This is a genomic window from Nitratireductor sp. OM-1, from assembly GCF_003296175.1.
In the GTDB taxonomy this organism is placed as follows: Bacteria; Pseudomonadota; Alphaproteobacteria; order Rhizobiales; family Rhizobiaceae; genus Nitratireductor; species Nitratireductor aquimarinus.
Window position 1 is genome coordinate 616,486 of the sequence record NZ_CP029209.1, and the last position, 19,296, is coordinate 635,781.

General features: G+C 62.4%; 17 protein-coding genes and 1 riboswitch. Of the genes, 13 read left to right on the forward strand and 4 right to left on the reverse strand.

Going from position 1 to position 19,296, the window contains the following annotated elements:
- Positions 1-66: 66 nt before the first annotated feature.
- The 9 genes from DEJ54_RS21950 (at position 67) to DEJ54_RS21990 (ending at position 9,454) form a co-directional block, all read left to right on the forward strand.
- A complete protein-coding gene (locus tag DEJ54_RS21950) occupies positions 67-891 on the forward strand; it encodes a DUF3100 domain-containing protein (protein WP_113156879.1) in 825 nt (274 codons plus the stop codon).
- Positions 892-893: 2 nt separating this feature from the next.
- Positions 894-1,370, forward strand: a complete 477-nt coding sequence (locus DEJ54_RS21955) for a hypothetical protein (protein ID WP_113156880.1) — start codon at positions 894-896, stop codon at positions 1,368-1,370.
- 280 nt (positions 1,371-1,650) lie between these two features.
- Positions 1,651-2,865, forward strand: coding sequence for an ROK family transcriptional regulator (locus DEJ54_RS21960; RefSeq protein WP_224924848.1), 1,215 nt, complete (start codon positions 1,651-1,653; stop codon positions 2,863-2,865).
- On the forward strand, positions 2,862-4,121 hold the full coding sequence (locus DEJ54_RS21965; RefSeq protein ID WP_113156881.1) for a M20 family metallopeptidase: 1,260 nt from the start codon (positions 2,862-2,864) through the stop codon (positions 4,119-4,121). Before DEJ54_RS21960 ends, DEJ54_RS21965 begins: the two co-directional genes overlap by 4 nt.
- A 40-nt stretch (positions 4,122-4,161) precedes the next feature.
- Positions 4,162-5,220 carry a substrate-binding domain-containing protein gene (locus tag DEJ54_RS21970; protein WP_113156882.1) on the forward strand — a complete coding sequence of 353 codons (1,059 nt, stop codon included), beginning with the start codon at positions 4,162-4,164 and terminating at the stop codon, positions 5,218-5,220.
- Between the two features lie 164 nt (positions 5,221-5,384).
- Entirely contained in the window at positions 5,385-6,449 is a 1,065-nt protein-coding gene (locus DEJ54_RS21975; RefSeq protein WP_245447825.1) for a substrate-binding domain-containing protein, read from the forward strand.
- 58 nt (positions 6,450-6,507) lie between these two features.
- A complete protein-coding gene (locus DEJ54_RS21980; protein ID WP_113156883.1) occupies positions 6,508-7,467 on the forward strand; it encodes an ABC transporter permease in 960 nt (319 codons plus the stop codon).
- 22 nt (positions 7,468-7,489) lie between these two features.
- Positions 7,490-8,695, forward strand: a complete 1,206-nt coding sequence (locus tag DEJ54_RS21985) for an alanine racemase (RefSeq protein WP_113156884.1) — start codon at positions 7,490-7,492, stop codon at positions 8,693-8,695.
- Positions 8,696-8,698: 3 nt separating this feature from the next.
- Positions 8,699-9,454, forward strand: a complete 756-nt coding sequence (locus DEJ54_RS21990; protein ID WP_113156885.1) for an ATP-binding cassette domain-containing protein — start codon at positions 8,699-8,701, stop codon at positions 9,452-9,454.
- 67 nt (positions 9,455-9,521) lie between these two features.
- Here DEJ54_RS21990 and DEJ54_RS21995 read toward each other — a convergent pair whose 3' ends face one another.
- Positions 9,522-10,862, reverse strand: coding sequence for a sodium-dependent transporter (locus DEJ54_RS21995; protein ID WP_113156886.1), 1,341 nt, complete (start codon positions 10,860-10,862; stop codon positions 9,522-9,524).
- A 388-nt stretch (positions 10,863-11,250) separates the two neighbouring features.
- Between DEJ54_RS21995 and DEJ54_RS22005 the strand changes: the two genes are divergently transcribed.
- A complete protein-coding gene (locus DEJ54_RS22005) occupies positions 11,251-12,204 on the forward strand; it encodes a DUF1403 family protein (RefSeq protein WP_113156888.1) in 954 nt (317 codons plus the stop codon).
- Positions 12,205-12,208: 4 nt separating this feature from the next.
- The gene (locus tag DEJ54_RS22010) at positions 12,209-12,871 is read left to right on the forward strand and encodes an SMC-Scp complex subunit ScpB (RefSeq protein ID WP_113156889.1); all 663 of its coding nucleotides are present in this window, start codon (positions 12,209-12,211) and stop codon (positions 12,869-12,871) included.
- Between the two features lie 10 nt (positions 12,872-12,881).
- Here the strand turns inward: DEJ54_RS22010 and eutH are convergent, their stop codons facing one another.
- Genes eutH through DEJ54_RS22025 form a run of 3 tightly spaced genes read right to left on the reverse strand, consistent with a single transcriptional unit; the run spans position 12,882 to position 17,540 of the window.
- The gene (eutH, locus tag DEJ54_RS22015) at positions 12,882-14,114 is read right to left on the reverse strand and encodes an ethanolamine utilization protein EutH (RefSeq protein ID WP_113156890.1); all 1,233 of its coding nucleotides are present in this window, start codon (positions 14,112-14,114) and stop codon (positions 12,882-12,884) included.
- Between the two features lie 58 nt (positions 14,115-14,172).
- Positions 14,173-16,632: an FAD-dependent oxidoreductase gene (locus DEJ54_RS22020; RefSeq protein WP_113156891.1), complete on the reverse strand. Its 2,460-nt coding sequence runs from the start codon at positions 16,630-16,632 to the stop codon at positions 14,173-14,175.
- Complete coding sequence (locus DEJ54_RS22025; RefSeq protein WP_113156892.1) at positions 16,629-17,540, reverse strand: phosphotransferase family protein; 912 nt, start codon at positions 17,538-17,540, stop codon at positions 16,629-16,631. Before DEJ54_RS22025 ends, DEJ54_RS22020 begins: the two co-directional genes overlap by 4 nt.
- Before the next feature lie 162 nt (positions 17,541-17,702).
- Between DEJ54_RS22025 and DEJ54_RS22030 the strand changes: the two genes are divergently transcribed.
- Together DEJ54_RS22030 and DEJ54_RS22035 are read left to right on the forward strand one after the other, a co-directional pair.
- Positions 17,703-18,464: a DeoR/GlpR family DNA-binding transcription regulator gene (locus tag DEJ54_RS22030; RefSeq protein WP_113156893.1), complete on the forward strand. Its 762-nt coding sequence runs from the start codon at positions 17,703-17,705 to the stop codon at positions 18,462-18,464.
- Between the two features lie 116 nt (positions 18,465-18,580).
- A riboswitch (TPP riboswitch) is annotated at positions 18,581-18,693 on the forward strand.
- Positions 18,687-19,295, forward strand: coding sequence for a YkoF family thiamine/hydroxymethylpyrimidine-binding protein (locus DEJ54_RS22035; RefSeq protein ID WP_113156894.1), 609 nt, complete (start codon positions 18,687-18,689; stop codon positions 19,293-19,295). Its footprint overlaps the riboswitch before it by 7 nt.
- Position 19,296: the final 1 nt, after the last annotated feature.

Below are 19,296 nucleotides of genomic sequence, written 5' to 3' on the forward strand. Positions count from 1 at the left end.
GGGCCGCCTTTTGTTCCATCCGGGGCCGCAGAAAGAACGGCCCCCGGATCATGAGAGGGGATCTCTATGGAGAAGACGAAAGATATTCTTTTCGACTGGCGCCTTCATTTGAGCGTGCTGGTCATCACCGTCATTGCGGAGGCCGTCGGTGTCATCGCAGTGCCCATTGGCATCGGCTCGATCCTGCTTCTGCCGCTGCTCTACGCCTTCGTGATGGGTCTGATTCTCAACCCCAATGTGATCAGCAAGATGAAGGGCTGGATGGGGCAGCGCGAGGTTCGCGCAGCATCACCGCTGATCGTGATCGCGATCATGCCATTCATCGCCAAATTCGGCACGATCATCGGACCGTCGATGGAGAAGATCATCGCCGCCGGTCCGGCGCTGATCCTGCAGGAGCTGGGCAATCTGGGCACCATTCTGCTCGCCTTCCCGATCGCCGTTCTGCTGCTCGGCATGGGGCGCGAAGCGGTTGGCGCAACCTTCTCCGTCGCGCGTGAGCCGAACATCGCGATCATCGCCGACAAATACGGCCTGAAGTCCCCCGAAGGCGCGGGCGTCATGGGCGTCTATGTGATCGGAACGCTGTTCGGCACCTTCATCTTTGCCATTCTGGCTTCGCTTCTGGCGACGTCGGGCTGGTTCAGCATCGAGGCGCTGGCCATGGCCTGCGGCATCGGCTCGGGCTCCATGATGGCCGCCTGTTCCGGCGCGCTGACCCATGCCGTGCCGGCAATGGAGGAGCAGATCCTCGCTCTGGCCGGGGCCAGTAACGTGCTGACCTACGCAACCGGTCTTTACCTCTGCATCTTCGTCGCCCTGCCGGTGACCGAGAAGCTTTATGACCTTCTGGGCCGCAAAGAGCCCGCCACCAACAACGCCGGAGAATGATCATGAGCACTGCTGAACTCCCCGTTGATTACGAAGCCGAGGCGAAGCCGGATCTGGCAGAACACGCTGTTCTGCTGCTCGTTGTTTCCCTCGTTGCGCTGGTGGGCAACACGGTCGCGACAGACGCAACCGTCCTGCAGGGGCTGGCCGGACTGGCCGTCCTTTACGTGATTGCGATGGTGGGCCTCGTCCTGACCTATGTGGTGCCGCTCAAGCTGCCATCCGTTGCGTGGATCTCGCTCGTCGGCATTCTGGTGACCCTGCCATGGACACCGGGCAGCGCCTGGGTGCTCGACAAGGTGAGCCATGTGAACTTCCTCACGCTGGCCACGCCCTGCCTGGCCTATGCCGGTATCGCCATCACCAACCGCGAAATCAGCATCGCCAAGTCGTCCGGCTGGAAGATCTTCATCGTGGCGGTCTTCGTGATGACCGGCACCTATGTCGGGTCGGCCATCATCGCAGACCTGTTCCTTTGACCAGCGCCCTGCGGCCGATGCCCTGAGGGGAAAGCGGCCGCAGAGATGAAATTCGAAAGCGGCTTTCGAGCGCCGGAATGGCCCTCGGAAGCCGTTTTCTTTTTACCGCTCGGCATGAGCGGATGAACCCTCCTTTATTTCAATGTGATCGACGCGCTTCTCAAAGCGCGCTCCAGTCTTGCGCCGAGTCTCATGGAGAGGCCTTTCGATCATTTCGTTTGACGGCATTTTTAAAACAACTTAATAAGTTCGGCAACAGAACGAACTAAAAGAAGACGCCGTGAACGAAGCTCCGCGCATCTCCCGTCAATTCTCCCTCTGCATGGTCATGGAGGCGATCGTTCATTGCGGTCCGATCTCCCGCGCCAGCATCGCCAAGCAGACCGGTCTCTCCAAACAGACGATTTCCGAGATCGCCCGTCAGCTCGAGGAAGATGGCTGGATACGCGAGACGGGGCGCACCACGGGGCATGTCGGGCGCAGCGCGGTCACATATGAGATCGTTCCGGATGCGGCCTGCATCGCAACCGTCGATCTGGGCGGCACCAAAGTGCGTGCGGCCATTGCCGACCTGTCGTGCCAGGTGCTCGCGGAAGTGACGGAACCGACCGATGAACGCGGCGGCATTCATGTGATCCGCCAGATGGCGCGTCTCTGCCGCGAGGCCGCCGATCTCAACAACATCGCCTACGAAAAAATGCGCATGGCCGTGGTCGGCGTCCCGGGCGCTCCCGATCAGGAAAAAGGGCGCATCGCGATGTCGCCCAATGTGACGGGCTTCGACACACTTGATGTCAGAGCGACGCTTGCAGGCGAACTCGGCGTCGAGGTTATTCTGGAGAACGACGTCAATCTCGCAGCCATTGGCGAGCACTGGATCGGCAGCGTCGCCGGCGTCGATGATCTTGCCTATATCGCGATCGGCACGGGCATTGGCGCAGGCCTCATGGTCGGTGGCGAACTGGTGCGCGGTTTCGGGAACGCAGCCGGCGAGCTTGGCTTCCTGCCCTTTGGCACCGACCCGTTCGAGGCGGAATCGCTGCAGGTCGGCGCTCTGGAACGTGTGACCGCAACGGTCGGCATTCGCAGGCGCTACAAGGAATTGTCCGGCACTGAACTCGACGTTCCCGGCATTTTCGATGCCCTGCAGGCGGGTGACGCGCACGCCGTACAGGTGCTCGACGAGACCGCCCGCTATGTGGCGCGCGCAGTGGCGGCAATCTGTGCCATCACCAATCCGGGCAAGGTCGTTCTCGGCGGTTCCATTGGCAGCCGCATGGAGCTTGTCGAACGTGTGCGCGAACTTCTGCCGCTGTGCTTCCCGTCTCCGGTGGAGCTCGATGTTTCCGAGCTGGGCGCGCGCGTTGCCATCGTTGGCGGCGCAGCCGTCGGGCTGACGCATCTTCACGCCACGCTTTTCTCCGGTGGCATCCCCGGCGCGGAAATCACGCTGCCGCCGGCCCGCGTTGTGAAACTGGTGGAGGCAGCGCAATGACAGGCGGCAACACGCTTCAGGAGAGGCTGAAGAGCGCTCTGGACGCCGATGCGGCGGTGGCGCTGCTCAAAGGCGCGATCGCACGCGAGAGCGTGACCGGCAACGAAGCGAATTTCGTGTCCTACCTTCAGGAGCAGATGCAGACGCTCGGTCTTGCACCGCAATCTGCCGACTTTCTTCCCGGTCGCCCGAATGTATGGGGCGCGCGCAAGGGCCACGGCGAAGGTCCACGCCTTCTCTTCATCGGGCACACGGACACGGTTCACGTGCGCGGCTGGGCCGAACACTGGAAAGGCACCGAGCGCGAAGACCCGTTTTCGGGCGCCGTCATCGATGGCGAGATCTGGGGCAGGGGCTCCGGCGATCTGAAGGCCGGCATCACCGCTTCGCTTTCGGCCCTCGCACTTCTCGACCGCGCCGGCATCAAGCTCAAAGGCGATGTCGCCTACGCCTTTGTCGGCGACGAGGAAAGCGGCGAACCCGACACAGGCGTGAGCGCCGGCATCAAGGATCTGACGCAGCGTTTTGAAAGCGGTGAGATCGAGAAGCCGGATTTCGCTGTCTATGTCGAGCCGACACAGCTTTCCATCTTTCCCGCCCAAATGGGCTTTTTCATCGCGGATGTGACGATCACCGGCAAATCGGCCTATTTCGGCGTGCCCGAAGAAGGCATCGATGCGCTGAAGGCCACGCATCGGGTTCTCGAAGCAATCTGGCGGCACTCGGACGTCATTGGCGCGCGCGCCAGCCATCCGCTCGTCGGCCGGGCCTTCGCTCTCGTAACGGGCATCGAAGGCGGCGGTTACATCGCGGTTCCGGGCGAATGCCGCTTCTCGCTGATCCGCAAGCTTCTGCCCGGCGAGGCGCTGGACGATGCCGTCGGTGAACTCGAAAGCGTGATCAACGAAGCGATTTCCGGCACCGGCACCACCGTGGCGATCAACTATCCCGCCGGGCGTGACCATCCCCATGGCGGCTCGCCCACCGAGGTCGATCCCGAGCGGGCCGACATACAGGCGCTTGCCGCTTCGATGAACGGTGCGCTTCCCGGGCGCGGCGCGATTGCGGGCGCGCCTTACTGGTCGGAAGCGCCGTTCCTGATCGAGCGGCTCGGCTGTCCAACGGTCTATTGCGCGCCGGGCGACATCACGAATTGCCACACTTTCGAAGAGCGGGTGAGCGTGGAGGAATACCTCGCCGGCATCGTCGGGTTCGCCAGTTTCATCGCCGGCTATTGCGGCATTGAAAACGCATAAACGCCCAAAAGGGCAAAGCAAAGGGGAAGAGGAGAACACAATGTCTATCGTCAATCTGCTTCGCGCAGCATCTTTGTCTGCGCTACTCGCTTCCGGTGCGGCTCACGCACAGACCGTTGGCCCGCAGGGCGAAACCGCCACGCCGTCCGGTGAGATATCCGTGCCCGACGACAGGGTGGATGCACTCAAGAACGGCAAGCATCGCGCGGCCCTTCTCTGGCACGACCAGTCCGATTTCGTGAACGCCGTCACCGCCGGCGCAAGCGATGAGTTCGCGCGGCTCGGCATCGAAGTCGTCGCCACCACCAGCGCCGGTTTCGACGCAGCCAAGCAGCGCAGCGACATCGAGACCGCCATGGTCAAGTCGCCCGACATCATCCTGTCCCTGCCGCTCGATCCCGTAACCTCGGCAGCCGCATTCGAAGAAGCGAAGGAAAAGGACGTAAAGCTCGTTTTCCTGTCGAACCTGCCGAAGGACTATGTGCACGGCACGGACTATGCGGCGGTCGTGACGGACGATCTGTTCCAGATGGGCAAACAGGCTGCCGACGCGCTGGCAAAGGCGATGGACAGCAAGGGCACGGTCGGCTGGATCTACCATGATGCCGATTACTACGTGACCAACCAGCGCGACAACGCATTCAAGACCACCATCGAGAACGACTATCCGGATATGAAGATCGTTGCCGAACAGGGCATCAGCGACCCTGCGCGCGCCGAGGAAATCGCCAACGCGATGCTGCTGAAAAACCCGGATCTGGGCGGCGTTTTCGTCACCTGGGCGGGGCCCGCCGAGGGTGTTCTCGCGGCGTTGCGCGCCAATGGCAACAAAACCACCAAGATTGTCACGCTCGACCTGAGCGAGCCCGTGGCGCTCGACATGGTGCGCGGCGGCAATGTCACGGCAATCGTTGCGGACGAAGCCTATGAGCTTGGCCGCGCCATGGCTGCGACCGGCGCGCTTGCCATTCTGGGCGAGGAAACGCCCGCCTTCATCGTCGCACCCGCCGTCACCGCGACCGCCGACAATGTGGGTGAGGCCTGGCAGCAGTCGCTGCACGTCGATGCGCCGAAAAGCGTGATGCAGGCCGGAAAATAAGATCAGCGGGCCAATGGTCGGGGGGCCGGCCCGCACAGAGCATCGGACCGAGAAGTCGAGCCCCGTTTTCGGTTCGATGCTCCATTCAAAAGCCCGGATCGGCCTTTGTGCGTCTCAATGGACGCAGCGATCCGGAATCTCGCCGAAATCTCGGAGGAAATGAAATGAAACTCAGGGCTTTGCTTGCCGCGATGCCGCTTCTCGCAACCAGTGCGACGATGGCCTTTGCCGAACAGCCAAAGACTGTCGGCCCGAACGGTGAAGCGCCGACGCCGGCCGCCTCGCTCACACTGAGCGACGCGGACATCGAGACCATCAAGTCCGGTGGCCACACGGCGGCGCTCGTCTGGCACGAGCTTTATGACTGGTCCAACGCCGTTGCCCAGGGTGCGAAGGATGAGTTCGCCCGGCTTGGCATCGAGATCGTCGCCGAAACCGATGCCGGGTTCGACACGGCCCGTCAGAAGGCCGATGTCGAGACGGTGATGGCCCGCGAACCGTCGATCATCGTGTCGCTGCCCATAGATCCGCCGACGGCGAAATCGGTCTACGGTGTCGCGCGCGATGCCGGTGTCAAACTCGTGTTCATCGACAATGCGGTTGAGGGCTTCACCCATGGTGAGGACTACACCACCGTGGTGTCGGCCGATCTCTTTCAGATCGGCAACAAGGCCGCAATCGCCCTTGCCGAAGCCATGGGGGGCAAGGGCAAGGTCGGCTACATGTTCCATGATGCGGATTTCCCGGTCACGAACCAGCGCGATGGCGCGTTCAAATGGACCATCGAGAACGATTATCCGGAAATCGAGATCGTCATCGAGTCCGGCATGACGGACCCGGCAAACGCCGAGAACATCGCAAGCGCGATGCTCTCCCGCAATCCCGATCTCGACGGCATCTACACGCCCTGGGCCGAGCCCGCTCTCGGCGTCCTGTCCGTTCTTCGCCAGCAGTCCAATGACCACACGAGAGTGGTCACGATCGATCTGAACGAGCCGGCTGCGCTCGACATGCTGAAGGGCGGCAACATCGCGGCGATTGTTGCCGATGAAGCCTACCAGATCGGCGTCACGGCGGCGCGTGCGGCGGCCGCTGGCCTTCTCGACAAGCCGGTAGAGCCGTTCCTCGTCGTGGATGCGCTCAGCGTCGGCTCCGACAATGTCGTCGATGGCTGGATGCAGTCCATGAACCGGCAGCCCCCGGAAACGGTCAAGGCAGCCGCCCGGTAATCGTCCCGGAAGGCCGTTTCGGCGGCCTGCCAGTCAGCACAGTTTTCAGAGACATCACATGTTCCAGCGCACTCCCGCGATTGCCAGAAAGTTCGATCTGCAAGGCAGTGTCATCTATCTGGGTTTCATTGCGATCTTCCTCTTCTTCGCGGTCACGCTTGCAGATGACGGCTTCCTGACAACCAGGAACCTCTCGAACATCGTGCTTCAGACCGCGCCCGCGACGATCATGGCCATCGGCCTCGTCTTCGCGCTGTCGGCAGGCGAGATCGATCTTTCCTTCGGCTCCATCGTTGCCGTTGCCGCACTTTCCGGCGCCGTGGTGATGCAGGAGCACTCCATGTTCCTCGGCATTCTTGCCGGGCTGGGAGCCGGTCTCGCCATCGGCTGGATCAACGGAGTTCTGGTGGCCTATCTGCGCCTGCCATCCTTCCTGGTGACACTGGCGACCATGGGCCTGTTTGCCGGCGTTGCCCGTTCCATGACGGATCTGCGCTCCATTCCCGTGCTCAACGACACGTTTGCAGGCTTTTTCGGCTCAGGAACGCTCTTCGGCATTCCGTCGCTTGTTCTGTGGACACTCGGCGCAGTGATCGTGGGCCATCTGGTCTATCGCGAAAGCCGTTTCGGCGCGCATGTGATCGCGACCGGCGACAATCCGCGCGCCGCACAGGTCTCCGGCATCAAGGTGCCGCGCATCCGGCTTGCGGTTCTGATGATCAGCGGCGGCTGCGCCGGCCTTGCCGGCCTCCTTTACGCAGGGCGGCTTCAGGCAGCCAAATACACGCTTGGAGAAAGCGATCTCATGACGGTGATCGCGGCCGTGATCGTCGGCGGAACCGCGCTCAATGGCGGCAAGGGGTCGATCATCGGCGCTCTCGTCGGCTCGCTTCTGATGGGCATGCTCAACAATGGGCTCATTCTGATGGGGCTTGCGGTTTCCGATCAGATGATCGTGCGTGGACTGATCATCCTCCTGGCCGTCGCCATTTCCCTGCGGGACACGACCCGCGCCTGACCCGAATTTCTGGAGAGATCTCATGTTTCTCGATGTTCTGAGACGCCGCAACCCGGCCTTCATCGAAGCGGCCATCCGCCTCCATCAGGAAGGCAGGATTCCTGCCAATGCCTATGTTCTCGATCTCGATGCGGTCGAGGACAACGCCCGTCACTTCCGCGCAGCAGCCGACAGGCACAACCTCAAGGTCTTCGCGATGACCAAGCAGGTTGGCCGCAACAGCGGCTTCTGCAAGGCAGTCATGCGCGGCGGCATTGACCGCGCCGTGGCGGTCGATATGGCATGCGCCGTCGCCTGCAGCCGCGCCGGTCTGAAAACCGGGCATCTGGGCCACCTCGTTCAGGTGCCGCGTCACGAGGCTCCCATGGCCGCCTCCCATCTCGCCCCCGATTACTGGACGGTTTTCAGCCGCGAGAAGGCTGAGGAAGCAGCACAGGCGGCAAAGCGTGCCGGGCGCACGCAGTCGCTCCTTGCGCGCATCCACACGCAGAAAGACACGTTCTACCGCGGACATGAGGGTGGTTTCCCGGCAGAGGAAATTGCCGAAGTGGCCGCGATGATGGATGCGCTCGACGGTGCGCAATTCGCCGGTCTCACCACGTTTCCCGCACTCCTTTACGATCAGGAGAAGAAGAAGGTTCTGCCCACGCACAACCTCACGACTCTGGCGCGTGCGGCGGAAGCTCTGGCAAAGGCCGGACGCACTGGCATCGAGGTCAATGCGCCGGGCACCACCTCGTCCATCGTTCTGGACATTCTTGCCGAGGCCGGTGCCACGCAATGTGAGCCGGGCAATGGCCTGCACGGCACCACGCCGCTGCATGCAATCGAGGATCTGCCTGAGCAGCCCGCCGTACTCTACCTCTCCGAGGTTTCGCATCTGCATCAGCAGCGGGCTTACTGTTTCGGCGGCGGTCTCTACATCGATCCGGTCTTTCCGGATTACGATGTTCAGGCAATCGTTTCCGACACCCCCACCGTGGCGCAGAACGCCATGGCGAGCGTTGAAATCCCGCCGCCCTCGGCAATCGATTATTACGGCATGATCGACACGACGGGTTCGGCGAAACCCAAGCCGGGCGACAGCGTGGTGTTTGGCTTCCGCGGTCAGGCTTTTGTCACCCGTGCCTTCACGGTCGGCGTTTCCGGCATTTCAAAGGGCGATCCAAGGGTCGAGACCATCGAAAATCCGTTTGGCGTCGTGCAGGACTGGCCGGAGCTGAGGTAAATCATGACCGCACATTCCGAAAAAGAAGCCGGCCCCGTTCTGGAGCTTGAGAACATTCACAAGGCGTTCGGTGGCGTCGTCGCCATCGAAAACTTCTCGCTGGACCTGAAAGCCGGCGAGATCGTCGCGCTCGTGGGTGACAATGGTGCAGGCAAGTCGACCCTGATCAAGATCATCTCCGGCGTACACGCCCCCACTTCGGGTACGATCCGGCTGGATGGCGAAGCGGTCAGCTTTTCCGATGCCAGCCAGGCGCGCTCGAGCGGTATCGAAGTGGTCTATCAGGATCTCGCCCTTGCCGATCAGCAGCCCGTCTACATGAACCTCTTCCTCGGACGCGAGAAGGTCCGCAAGCCCTTCGGCCTTCTGGACCGTCAGGGGATGATGCAGGAGACGCAGGCGCTGGTGGACGAGCTGGATGTGCGCATCCCCTCGGCGAGCGCAACGATCCGCGATCTTTCTGGCGGGCAGCGTCAGGGCGTCGCCATTGCCCGCGCCACACATTGGGCATCCAAGCTCATTCTGCTTGATGAGCCGACGGCCGCGCTGGGCGTTGCCGAAACCGCCAAGGTGGAACAGATCGTGCAGTCGCTGCGGGAGCGCAATCTCGCGATCCTGATCATCAGCCACAGTCTGGATCAGGTGTTCCGCCTGTCGGACCGGATCTGCGTGCTGCGGCGCGGCGTTCAGATCGGCATTCGCGAAACCTCGAAGACCGACAAGAACGAAATCGTTTCGATGATTACCGGTCTCGCATAGAGGCCGTCTGGCCGGCGGGGAGCATGCCTTGCACAACCCCGCCAGCCTTTCCCGTTAAGGAGCGTCTCTAAATAAGGCCGAGCCCGTTCACCAGGATCAGAACGATGGCAAGCGGCGCGACATAGCGGATGATGAAGTGCCATGCGCTCACCAGAACCGGCGCAATTGCCGAGCCATCAACCAGTTCCGCCACGGCAGTGCGCCTGAGCGTCCAGCCCACGAAGATCGCGACCAGAAGTCCGCCGAGCGGCATGGTGATGTTGTTCGTGAAGAAGTCGAGTGCATCGAGCAGGCCCTTGCCCCCGATCGTGTAGCCCGACCAGATGCCGAGGCTCAGCGAGGCGGGCACGGCCAGCGCGAAGGTGATCACGCCGATGATCAATGCCACCTTGCGGCGGTTCGCTTCGCCTTCATCCACGAAATACACGATCACCACTTCCAGAAGCGCGACTGCGCTTGTGAGCGCCGCAATGGCGAGGAGAAAGAAGAACAGCGCGGAAAACAGAGCGCCGAAAGGCATCTGTGCGAAGATCGACGGTAAAGTGATGAATGTCAGGCCGGGGCCTGCCGAAGGCGTTGCGCCGAAAGCGAAGACGGCCGGCAGGATCACAAGCCCGGCCAGCACGGCGACCGCCGCATCGAGAAGCGTTACCGCCACCGCGGATGTGGCGATGTCGTCATGACGGTTCAGATAGGAACCGTAGGTGATCATCGCCCCCATGCCGAGGGACAGCGAGAAGAACGCCTGTCCAAGAGCCGCCAGAAGCGTGTCCCAGGTGACCTTGGAGAAGTCGGGTTTCAGGAAGAAGGCTAACCCTTCGCCCGCACCTTCCAGCGTCAGCGAACGGAACACGAGAACGAGAAGAATGAGGAAGAGCGCCGGCATCAGAAAGCGCGCCGCGCGCTCAATGCCGCTTGCAACACCGCCCAGCGCAACGAATACGGCAAGCGCGATAAACACGGCCGTATAATACACCGGTTCCAGCGGATCCGTGATGAAGGCGTTGAAGGTGCTTCCGACCTGATCGAGATCGGATACGAGGATCGAGCCGGTGACCGATTTGACAGTGTAGGCAAGCGTCCAGCCTGCAATCACGCAATAGAAGGAGAGGATCAGAAAAGCGGTGAGAATGCCCATATAGCCGACCAGCGGCCACGCGCCGCCCGCCAGTTTCTTGAATGCCCCTGCGGGATCTAACTGCGTCGAGCGCCCGATAATGAGCTCTGCGACGAGGAGCGACAGGCCGATGGAAAACACCATCGCCAGATAGATGAGAAGAAACGCTCCGCCCCCGTTTTCACCAGTAATGTAAGGAAAACGCCAGATATTGCCGAGGCCGACAGCCGAGCCGGCCGCTGCCAGGATGAACCCCATTCTTGAGGTCCAGTGTTCGCGATTATGTGTCATTTGATTTTTCAACGAATGAGTTAAATGAATACGGTCCTGCCGAAGAGGGCGGCATCTGAAACCATGTGTCGCCAGAGAGATCCCTCCCTGCCGATGCGAAGTGCGGTTGCGGCGAACACCATAAAAGGCGCATTCCAGAGGTCATCGACCGGCTCTTCCTGCAGCAGGGATTTCACACTACGGCTGGGCGTTCGTCAGGTTTCGTTTAGCGCCAAAACGGCGTTTACAGCCCAATTCCGGCAGCTGCATAATCACATTGGCCGTCAGTTGGCAACAATCGCTGATCTGAGAAGGCGCTTGGCGCGCCTGATCGCAAAGTTGTCGATAGCTGCGGCGCTTATGTTGCTCATCGATTGAATGAAGCGCCGTGCTCGCACAAGCTGAAAACATGATTCGACCCGCCCCCTCGCGCACACAGACAGCTGCGGACACACCGCCGGGCGTTTGCACGCCCCGCATTCCCGACTGGTTGCGCCGGGCTGCAAAGGCGCCAGCCTTTCCGAATACGGAGTTCGCGGCAGGGGCCGCACTGGGCGCGCTCGACATGCTTGTGCGTGGCGACATGGCCGCGGCGCAGGCATGGCGCTGCCGTCTTGCGCTTCGGGCTGCCGCCATCTCATGTCAGCGCGTCCGGCGGCCGGAAGATGAAACAGCCCTGCGCGATGCGCTGGCCCTGACCCGGCCAGGCGATGATGTCGGCCCCGCCGGCCGCATCCTGCTTGCCTGGCGGATGCTGGTTTCCAGACCGGCCGGTACACTTTCAGGCGAGGACACGCTCCGCGCAATGGTCGAGGCCTGCGGATACGGTGCGGAGGGCCGCATTGCCGACCTGCGTGAGATGATGCTGGAAGCGGGAGAGGAGGGGCATGATGCAATCGCTGCCGCCGAACGGCTTTTCCTCTCGGTTCGTCGCCTCTTTCCGGAATTCGAAACGGTGATCGCACCGCTCCTTTGCGATGCGGTCGTGGCGCGCGCACTTGGCTGGTCCCATGCCGTTCCCCTGTTTCTGCTCGCGGGAGAGGCAAGCGCATCACAGGCTGTTCCCTCCATGCTGCGCGCCATGATAGCCCGGCGCTATGCCCGTGCTGCGCTCGACGCAGTCGATCTGGCCATCACGCTCGAACGCCGGGCAGGCCAGCTCCTGCAGGTCGCGCCGAAACTGCGGGCAAAGGGCGCACAGCCGGTGGTGCAGGCGTTTCTGGAAGACGACGCCATTGGCTCCTCCAGCCATTTCCCCGGCATGAGTGACCGCGGGCTTCGCCGCCTCTACACGCGGCTCGTCTCGCTTGGCGCGGTGCGCGAACTGACCGGTCGCGACAGCTTCCGCATATACGGATTGTGATCTCATGAGCGCGCAATCCGGAAAGAACGGCAAGGGTGAAAAGGCGGGCGCACCGCTCTTCGACCGCGAGCTCGAACATCTTCCCCAGGCCCTGCGCTGGCGGGAATGGATGGCGCGGGTGGAGGCGGTCATCTTCGCTGCCCCCGAACCGGTCTCGCGCGAGATCCTGACGCAGGTCATCGGCCGGGATTGCAGCCTCGATCTGATCATCGAGGACATCAGCGCCGAACTCGCCGACAGGCCCTATGAGCTTGTCCGCGTGGCCGGCGGCTGGCAGCACCGCACACGCCCCGCCGTGGCGGATGCAATCCGCTCGGCATTCGGCATTGAGGAGCAGGGGGAAAGCCTGTCGGAAGCCGAAGCGCTGGTGCTCATGACCATCGGCTACTTTCAGCCCATCACGCGTTCGGAACTTTCCAGCTTCTTTGCCCGCGAAATCTCGCGGGATCTGATCGGCAAGCTGCGGCGTGCGGGTTTCATCGCCTCCGGCCCCAGAAGCCCGCAGCCCGGCGCGCCCTATACCTATGTAACGACGCCCGGTTTTCTTGCCCATTTCGGTTTCGAAACCCTGCGCGACCTGCCGGATTTCGAAAAACTCGAAGATGCGGGCCTTCTCAACAAGGAAAAGCTCCTGGGAGATATCCCAGGAGCCATGGAACGCTGGTGATCTTTCCGATCTATTCGGCGGGCACCGGGCGCGCCTCTGCTCCCGCCTGCATTTCCCGGGAAGCCAGTTCCTCCGCTTTTGGAACCGAAAGCCAGATGGCCAGCAGGAAGCCGGCAGCACCGCCGAAGAGTTTGCCCAGGATCAGCGGCAGGATCATGCTCGGCTGGAAATTCGCCGAGAAGGCGAGGTGGTCGCCGAAGGTGAAGGCCGCACAGACAGCAAAGGCGATTGCCAGCACCTTGTCACGCGGCTGCATCTTGCCGACCAGCCGGTACATGGCGAGGATGTTCGCCGTCGCCGCCAGAAGCCCCGCGGCCCCTTCCGGCGAGACGCCGATGCGCGCGCCAAGCGCCTCCATCGGGCCTGCCAGATATTTGGTCAACAGGTAGACCATCGGAAACGCCCCGGCGAGCATGATGCCGATATAGCCGGCAATCTCCAGCGCACGGAACTGGTCCTGCTCATCCGCAATGATCGGGTCGAAGCCCCATGAGCCGAACACAGTGGTGAAGAAGCCCGTGAAATACTCGACGATGGAAGCGACCAGAACGAGCGTGATGCCGGCATACATGAGGCGACCAAACCACAGAAAGCCGGTGATCATCGCATCGGGGGCAAAGCGCAGCCCGAGCGCGATGGCGACGCAGAAGACGATCAGCGGCAGAAGATTGCGCAGAATGTCCACCAGCGACAGCGCGATCTGGTAACTCGCATCAGCCGTCGTCGAGACATCCGGGCGAATGCCGAGCCCGGCAAGCGCGATCAACGCGCAGGCGATGAACACGCCAATCGGCACGCTCAGAATGCCGGACATGATGCCGAGCGCCATGTATTTGTGGTCGGCTTTCGCCAGCATCGCCAGTCCCACGGGAATGGAGAAGATGATGGTCGCGCCCGACATGAACCCGACAATGGTGGCGATCATCCACGCATCGCGCGACTGGGCGAGCGTGTCGGCAAGCTGATAGCCGCCCATGTCGACGGCGATCACCGTGGTGGCTGCAATGGACGGGTCCGCGCCGATCATCGCGAAAAGCGGCCCCGCGACGAGGCGGATGAACTCCGAAAGATAAGGGATCGCGGCCATGATGCCGGCCACGGGAATGAAGATCGGGCCGATCGAATGCAGCCCCTCGATAAACTCTTTCCCGAGCCCGGTTTCAGGGTTTCGGATGGAGGCGATTGCGCCGGCGACGGCGCATGCCATGATTATGTAAATGACGTAGGTACCGATTGAAGCCATTTGCCTTCCCTCCCAGTGTGCGAAATGCGCCTCCGGCTTTTTGACGCCGGTTTTTCGATCAGCCCTTTACGCGTTCCCCCGGCGGATCGTAGAGCGGCGCCATGTGCACCGTGGCCGCGAAGCGTTCGTTCGCCACGATGAGTTCGTAGTCTCCCGATGTCAGAAATGCGTCGTCGACGCCCCCGGCGGCGCGCACATAGCCGTAGCCGATGGGTTTGCCGACCGTGTAGCCATAGCCCCCGCTCGTCAGATAGCCGACCGGCTCGCCATTGCGCAGGATCGTTTCCCGGCCAAGCAGAACCGCGTCGGGGTCAGCCGTGGTGAAGCAGGCAAGGCGTTTGGTCAAAGGGCCGCCAGAAGCCGCCTCACAGGCCTCGCGCCCGATGAACGGCGTGTCACGGCGCAGCTTCACGGCCCAGCCAAGCCCCGCCTCGAACGGGTTGTCATTGGGTGTCACATCCGAGCCCCAGGCGCGGTAGCCCTTCTCCAGCCGGAGCGACTCGATGGCGCGATAGCCCACGGGGCGGATCTCCTGCGCGCGGCCTTTGTCCATCAGCGCGTCGAAAACATCGCCCGTACCCTCGATGGGCACATGCAGCTCCCAGCCGAGTTCACCGACATAGGTCACGCGCATGGCGCGCACGCGGTGCCCGGCAATGTCGATCTCCTGCACCCGGCCGAAGCGGAAGGCCTCGTTGCCGACATCGGCCCCGGTCACGGCGGCGAGAACCTCACGCGCCCGCGGCCCCATCAGGGAGAGCGTGCCATGTTCCTCGGTCACGTCGACAAGACGGGCGTTTGCGCCGGCAGGCAGGTGGTCTTCTATCCACGCAAAGTCGTGGGTGCGCGAACCTGTTCCGGTCACGATGTAGAAATGGTCATCGGAAAGACGGGCGACGGTCAGGTCGCATTCAATGCCGCCGCGCGAATTCAGGATCTGCGTGTAGGTCAGGCGTCCGGCGGGCTTGGCGACATGGTTGGCGCAGATGCGCTCCAGTGCGTCCGCCGCATCGGGGCCGGTCAGCTCATACTTGGCGAAGGATGACTGATCGAAAACGCCGACCTTTTCGCGCACATGCGCATGTTCCTCACCGACGGGGCCAAACCAGTTCTGCCGCCCCATGGAATAGTCGTCCCGGGCGTCCATCCCCTCCGGCGCAAACCAGTTGGGCCGCTCCCAGCCGAGCTTCGAGCCGAACACCGCGCGGTGATCCTGAAGCTTTGCATAGAGCGGGGAGACGATGCGCGGCCTGCCGCTTTCATATTCCTCATGCGGGAACGCGACCGTGTAGTGCTTGCCATAGGCTTCGAGCGTGCGCTCCTCGACCCATTTTCGGTCCCGGTGCAGCTCCGAGAAGCGGCGAATGTCCACGACCCAGAGATCCAGCGGAGCCTCGCCGCGCACCACCCATTCCGCCAGCACCCAGCCCGCACCGCCGCCTGCGGCGATGCCGAAGGCGTTGAAGCCGGCCCCGACAAACATGTTGGCGCATTCCGGGGCCTGTCCGAGAATGAAATTGCCGTCCGGCGTGAAGCTTTCCGGCCCGTTGATCATCTGCCTGACGCCTGCTTCGGCGAGTGCCGGAACACGCTCGATGGCCTGTGTCATATGCTGTTCGAAATGGTCGAAATCGTCGTCGAACAACTGGAATTCGAACCGGTTCGGCACATCTCCGCCCGGCAGGCCGGTGGCCCAGCTTTGCGGGTTCGGTTCGTAGCCGCCCATGACGAGGCCGCCGACCTCCTCCTTGAAATAGATGCGGCGGTCGGGATCGCGCACGGTCGGCGTGTCGGAAGAGAGCCCCTCGATCTTCTCGGTCACGATGTACTGGTGCTTGACCGGTTGCAGCGGCACCGAGACCCCGGCCATCGCACCGATCTGACGGGCCCATTGGCCGCCGCAATTGACCACTTTTTCGCAGGCGATCCTGCCCCGATCCGTCTCCACGGCAACGATGCGCCCGCCTTCCATCTCGAAGCCGGTCACCTGAACGCCTTCAAAGAGCCGCGCCCCGTTCATGCGCGCCCCCCTGGCGAGTGACTGGGTGATGTCGGACGGGCTGGCCTGCCCGTCAGTGGGCAGCCAGGACGCGCCGATCAGGTCGGACGTGTCCATGAGCGGCCACATCCGCTTCACTTCCTCCGGCCCGACAAGCTCCATCTCCATGCCGAAGCTGCGCGCGGTGGTGGCAAGCCGTCTGAACTCGGTCCAGCGGTCTTCATTGGTGGCGAGCCGCAGGCAGCCGGTCATTTTCCAGCCGGTCTCCAGACCCGTTTCCTCGTGCAGCCTTTTGTACAGATCCACCGAGTATTTCAGCACACGCGTGATCGACGCCGACGAGCGCAACTGGCCGATCAGCCCGGCGGCATGCCAGGTCGAGCCCGATGTCAGTTTGCCCTGTTCCAGAAGAATGACGTCGGCCTTGTGGTCGCGGGCAAGGTGGTAGGCTGTCGAGCAGCCGATGATGCCGCCTCCGATGACGACGATCTGGGCATGCGAAGGCAGGGTCTGGGTCATCGTGATGCGCGTCCGTATTGGGTGTAGAAAGTGTCCAGCGCGGCCTCAAGCCGCGAGAGGTTTTCATGCGTGTAGGCAACGTAGTCGGTGCCCGGCGCGTCGAGATAAAGCTCGGAGGTCATGCTCCACATCGCCTCGCGCAACAGCGAAGCGCACTGCATGGAGGCCAGCGAGCGCCGCAGGTCCCAATCGGGCGTGCGGTCGAAATAATAGCCGAGCAGCGCTTCGGACTCTTCGTCCGAAAAGCTGGCGTTGGAGGAGAGACCCGCCAGATCGAACATCGCCGTCGAGAAGCCGGCATATTCGAAATCGATCAGCCACAGCCGCTTGCCGTCATCCAGAAGGTTGGCCGGCAGGAGGTCGTTGTGACCGAACACGATTGGAAGCGGCGTCTGTACGGCTTCCAGCTCATCGGCCAGCGCGAGATAGGCCGGCAGCTGCTCCGTCATCCGGCTCCCGCCTTCCTTCAGGGTGCGCGCATAGTCGCGGATGACGTGAAACGGCCAGAACATGAAGCCCGGCCCTGAAACATGGTGCGGCATGTCCTGATGAAAGGCGCGAACGATCCTGGCGACGCGTTCAATGTTGGCGCGCACATCGGCTTCGCCGTATGTTTTCGCATTGAGATGTCTGCAAACCATCACGCCGGGCGCCGCATGCTCGACGGATGGTGCTAAGGACGCTAACTCGGCGGCGCGCGCGGTCATCAATTCGCGGTCGCGGATAACGTGATGAAAGGGATAGTCCTTGCCGAAACGGACCACATGGCCGCCGGCATCGTCGGTAACGAGCCAGCTTTCATTGCTGATGCCGCCGACAAGCGGCTCTATCGTGATTGCCCCCTGCCATAGGGGCAGTGCCGCAATCCGATCAGAGCCCGGGGCGGTGATTTCCCGTGCTGCCGTCATGTCTCCTCCCGCAGCCTTTGGCTGTCGATTTTGAGGAAGAATTGATGGGCATCTGTGTGAAGTCAACAGAAAAATGTTGAAGTTTGACCGATTTGCATATTCTTGAATTTCAAATCAGTCATGATAGGGCATAAACGGGCACAACCGGTAAGGGCAACGCAGATGAACTATTCCCCCCGCCATGGTCGGATTCTGGATCTTCTGACAGAGCAGGGCACAATGGGCGTCAATGATCTGGCGCAGCATCTGGAGGTGTCGGTGGAAACCGTCCGCCGCGATGTGAAGGCGCTCGCCGGGCGCGGCGCCATCGTGCGCATGCATGGCGCCATCGCCTTGCCGTCCGTGGTCAGCGAAGCGCCGTTCGAGCGGCGCATGCGGGAGAACCGGCAGGCCAAGGAGACCATCGCCGCACTGGCCGCCTCGACGATCCGCGATGGCGAGTCGGTGATGCTCGACACGGGCACCACTACCAGCCTTCTGGCGCGCGCGCTGCTGGACCACCGGCAGTTGACCGTCGTTACCAACTCATCCGACATCGCCCGCACGCTGGCGACCGTCAATGGCAACAAGGTCTACATGGCCGGCGGAGAGCTGCGCAGCGACAGTGGCTCCGCGCTCGGCTTTTCCGCCATCGAGTTCGTCAGCCGTTTCAGCGTCGATCACGCCATCATTTCCGCCGGCGCGGTGAACGCGGTGACCGGCATCATGGATTACGATCTGGAGGAGGCGCAGTTCGGCAATGCGGTTCTGGCGCGTGGTCGCCGCCGGGTTGTCGTGACCGATGCTTCCAAGTTCGGCCGGAAGGGGCTGGTGCGCGTCTGCTCCTTTGCCGAAGTCGATTCGCTGATCGTCGACAGTATGCCGCCGGAAGACCTGTCCGAAGCGCTCCGTCTGGCCGATGTGACGGTTACCTGCCCCGCCTGACGGGGGCGTTCAGCCCACCGGCGCACCACGCCTGTGGGAAAGCTGTACATTTGTTCTCCGACAAAACAGTTCCTGCACAATCAACTTGCTTTCCGTCTCGGGATTTGGTTCGTTCCGCGCATCCACAGGGGTGCCGCGTATCGCCGCGGCTGAGATGAGGGTGCAAATCCTCGGGCCCTAGAAGCTGATCTGGGTAATGCCAGCGGAGCAAGGAGGACAATCATGTTCGCAGGTGCGCAGCTTTCCCTTTATCCGATGACCGACAATTTCGTCGACGTCATCATGTCGTCGCTCTCCGCGTTCGATCCTTACCGGGACCGGTTGCGGATCGAGACCGACGATATCTCCACGCTCGTCGTCGGCCCGCCCGAAGTGCTGTTTCCGGCGCTGCGCGATTTCTACGTCGCCGCCGCATCCACCCGCCATCATGTGGTGCTGCGCGCCACGCTATCGCGCGGCTGCCCCGGCGAGCCCGACGATCCGATCTGCAGCACCTCTGCACTCGCCAATCCGTCAGAGCCGCTCGCCGAACGTCAGAAGGCGGCGCTTGCAGCAGTGGCCAATGCCAAGACCACGTCGGAAATCGCACGCGCGCAGTTCTCGCTTTACGTGATGGGCGCCGGCGATCACATGGCGGAGATCATGGGCTGCATCGACTTCCTGAAGTCGAGCGGCGTCTTTGACCGCTCCAAGAATTTCTGCAGCCGTCTCACCGGCGATGCAGGCCCGGTTTTCGCAACGCTCGAACAGGCCTTCTGCCGGTTCGGTCCGCCCGAAGGCCATGTGACGGTCGATCTCACCGTTTCCGCCAACAGCCCCTCCACGGCCTGAC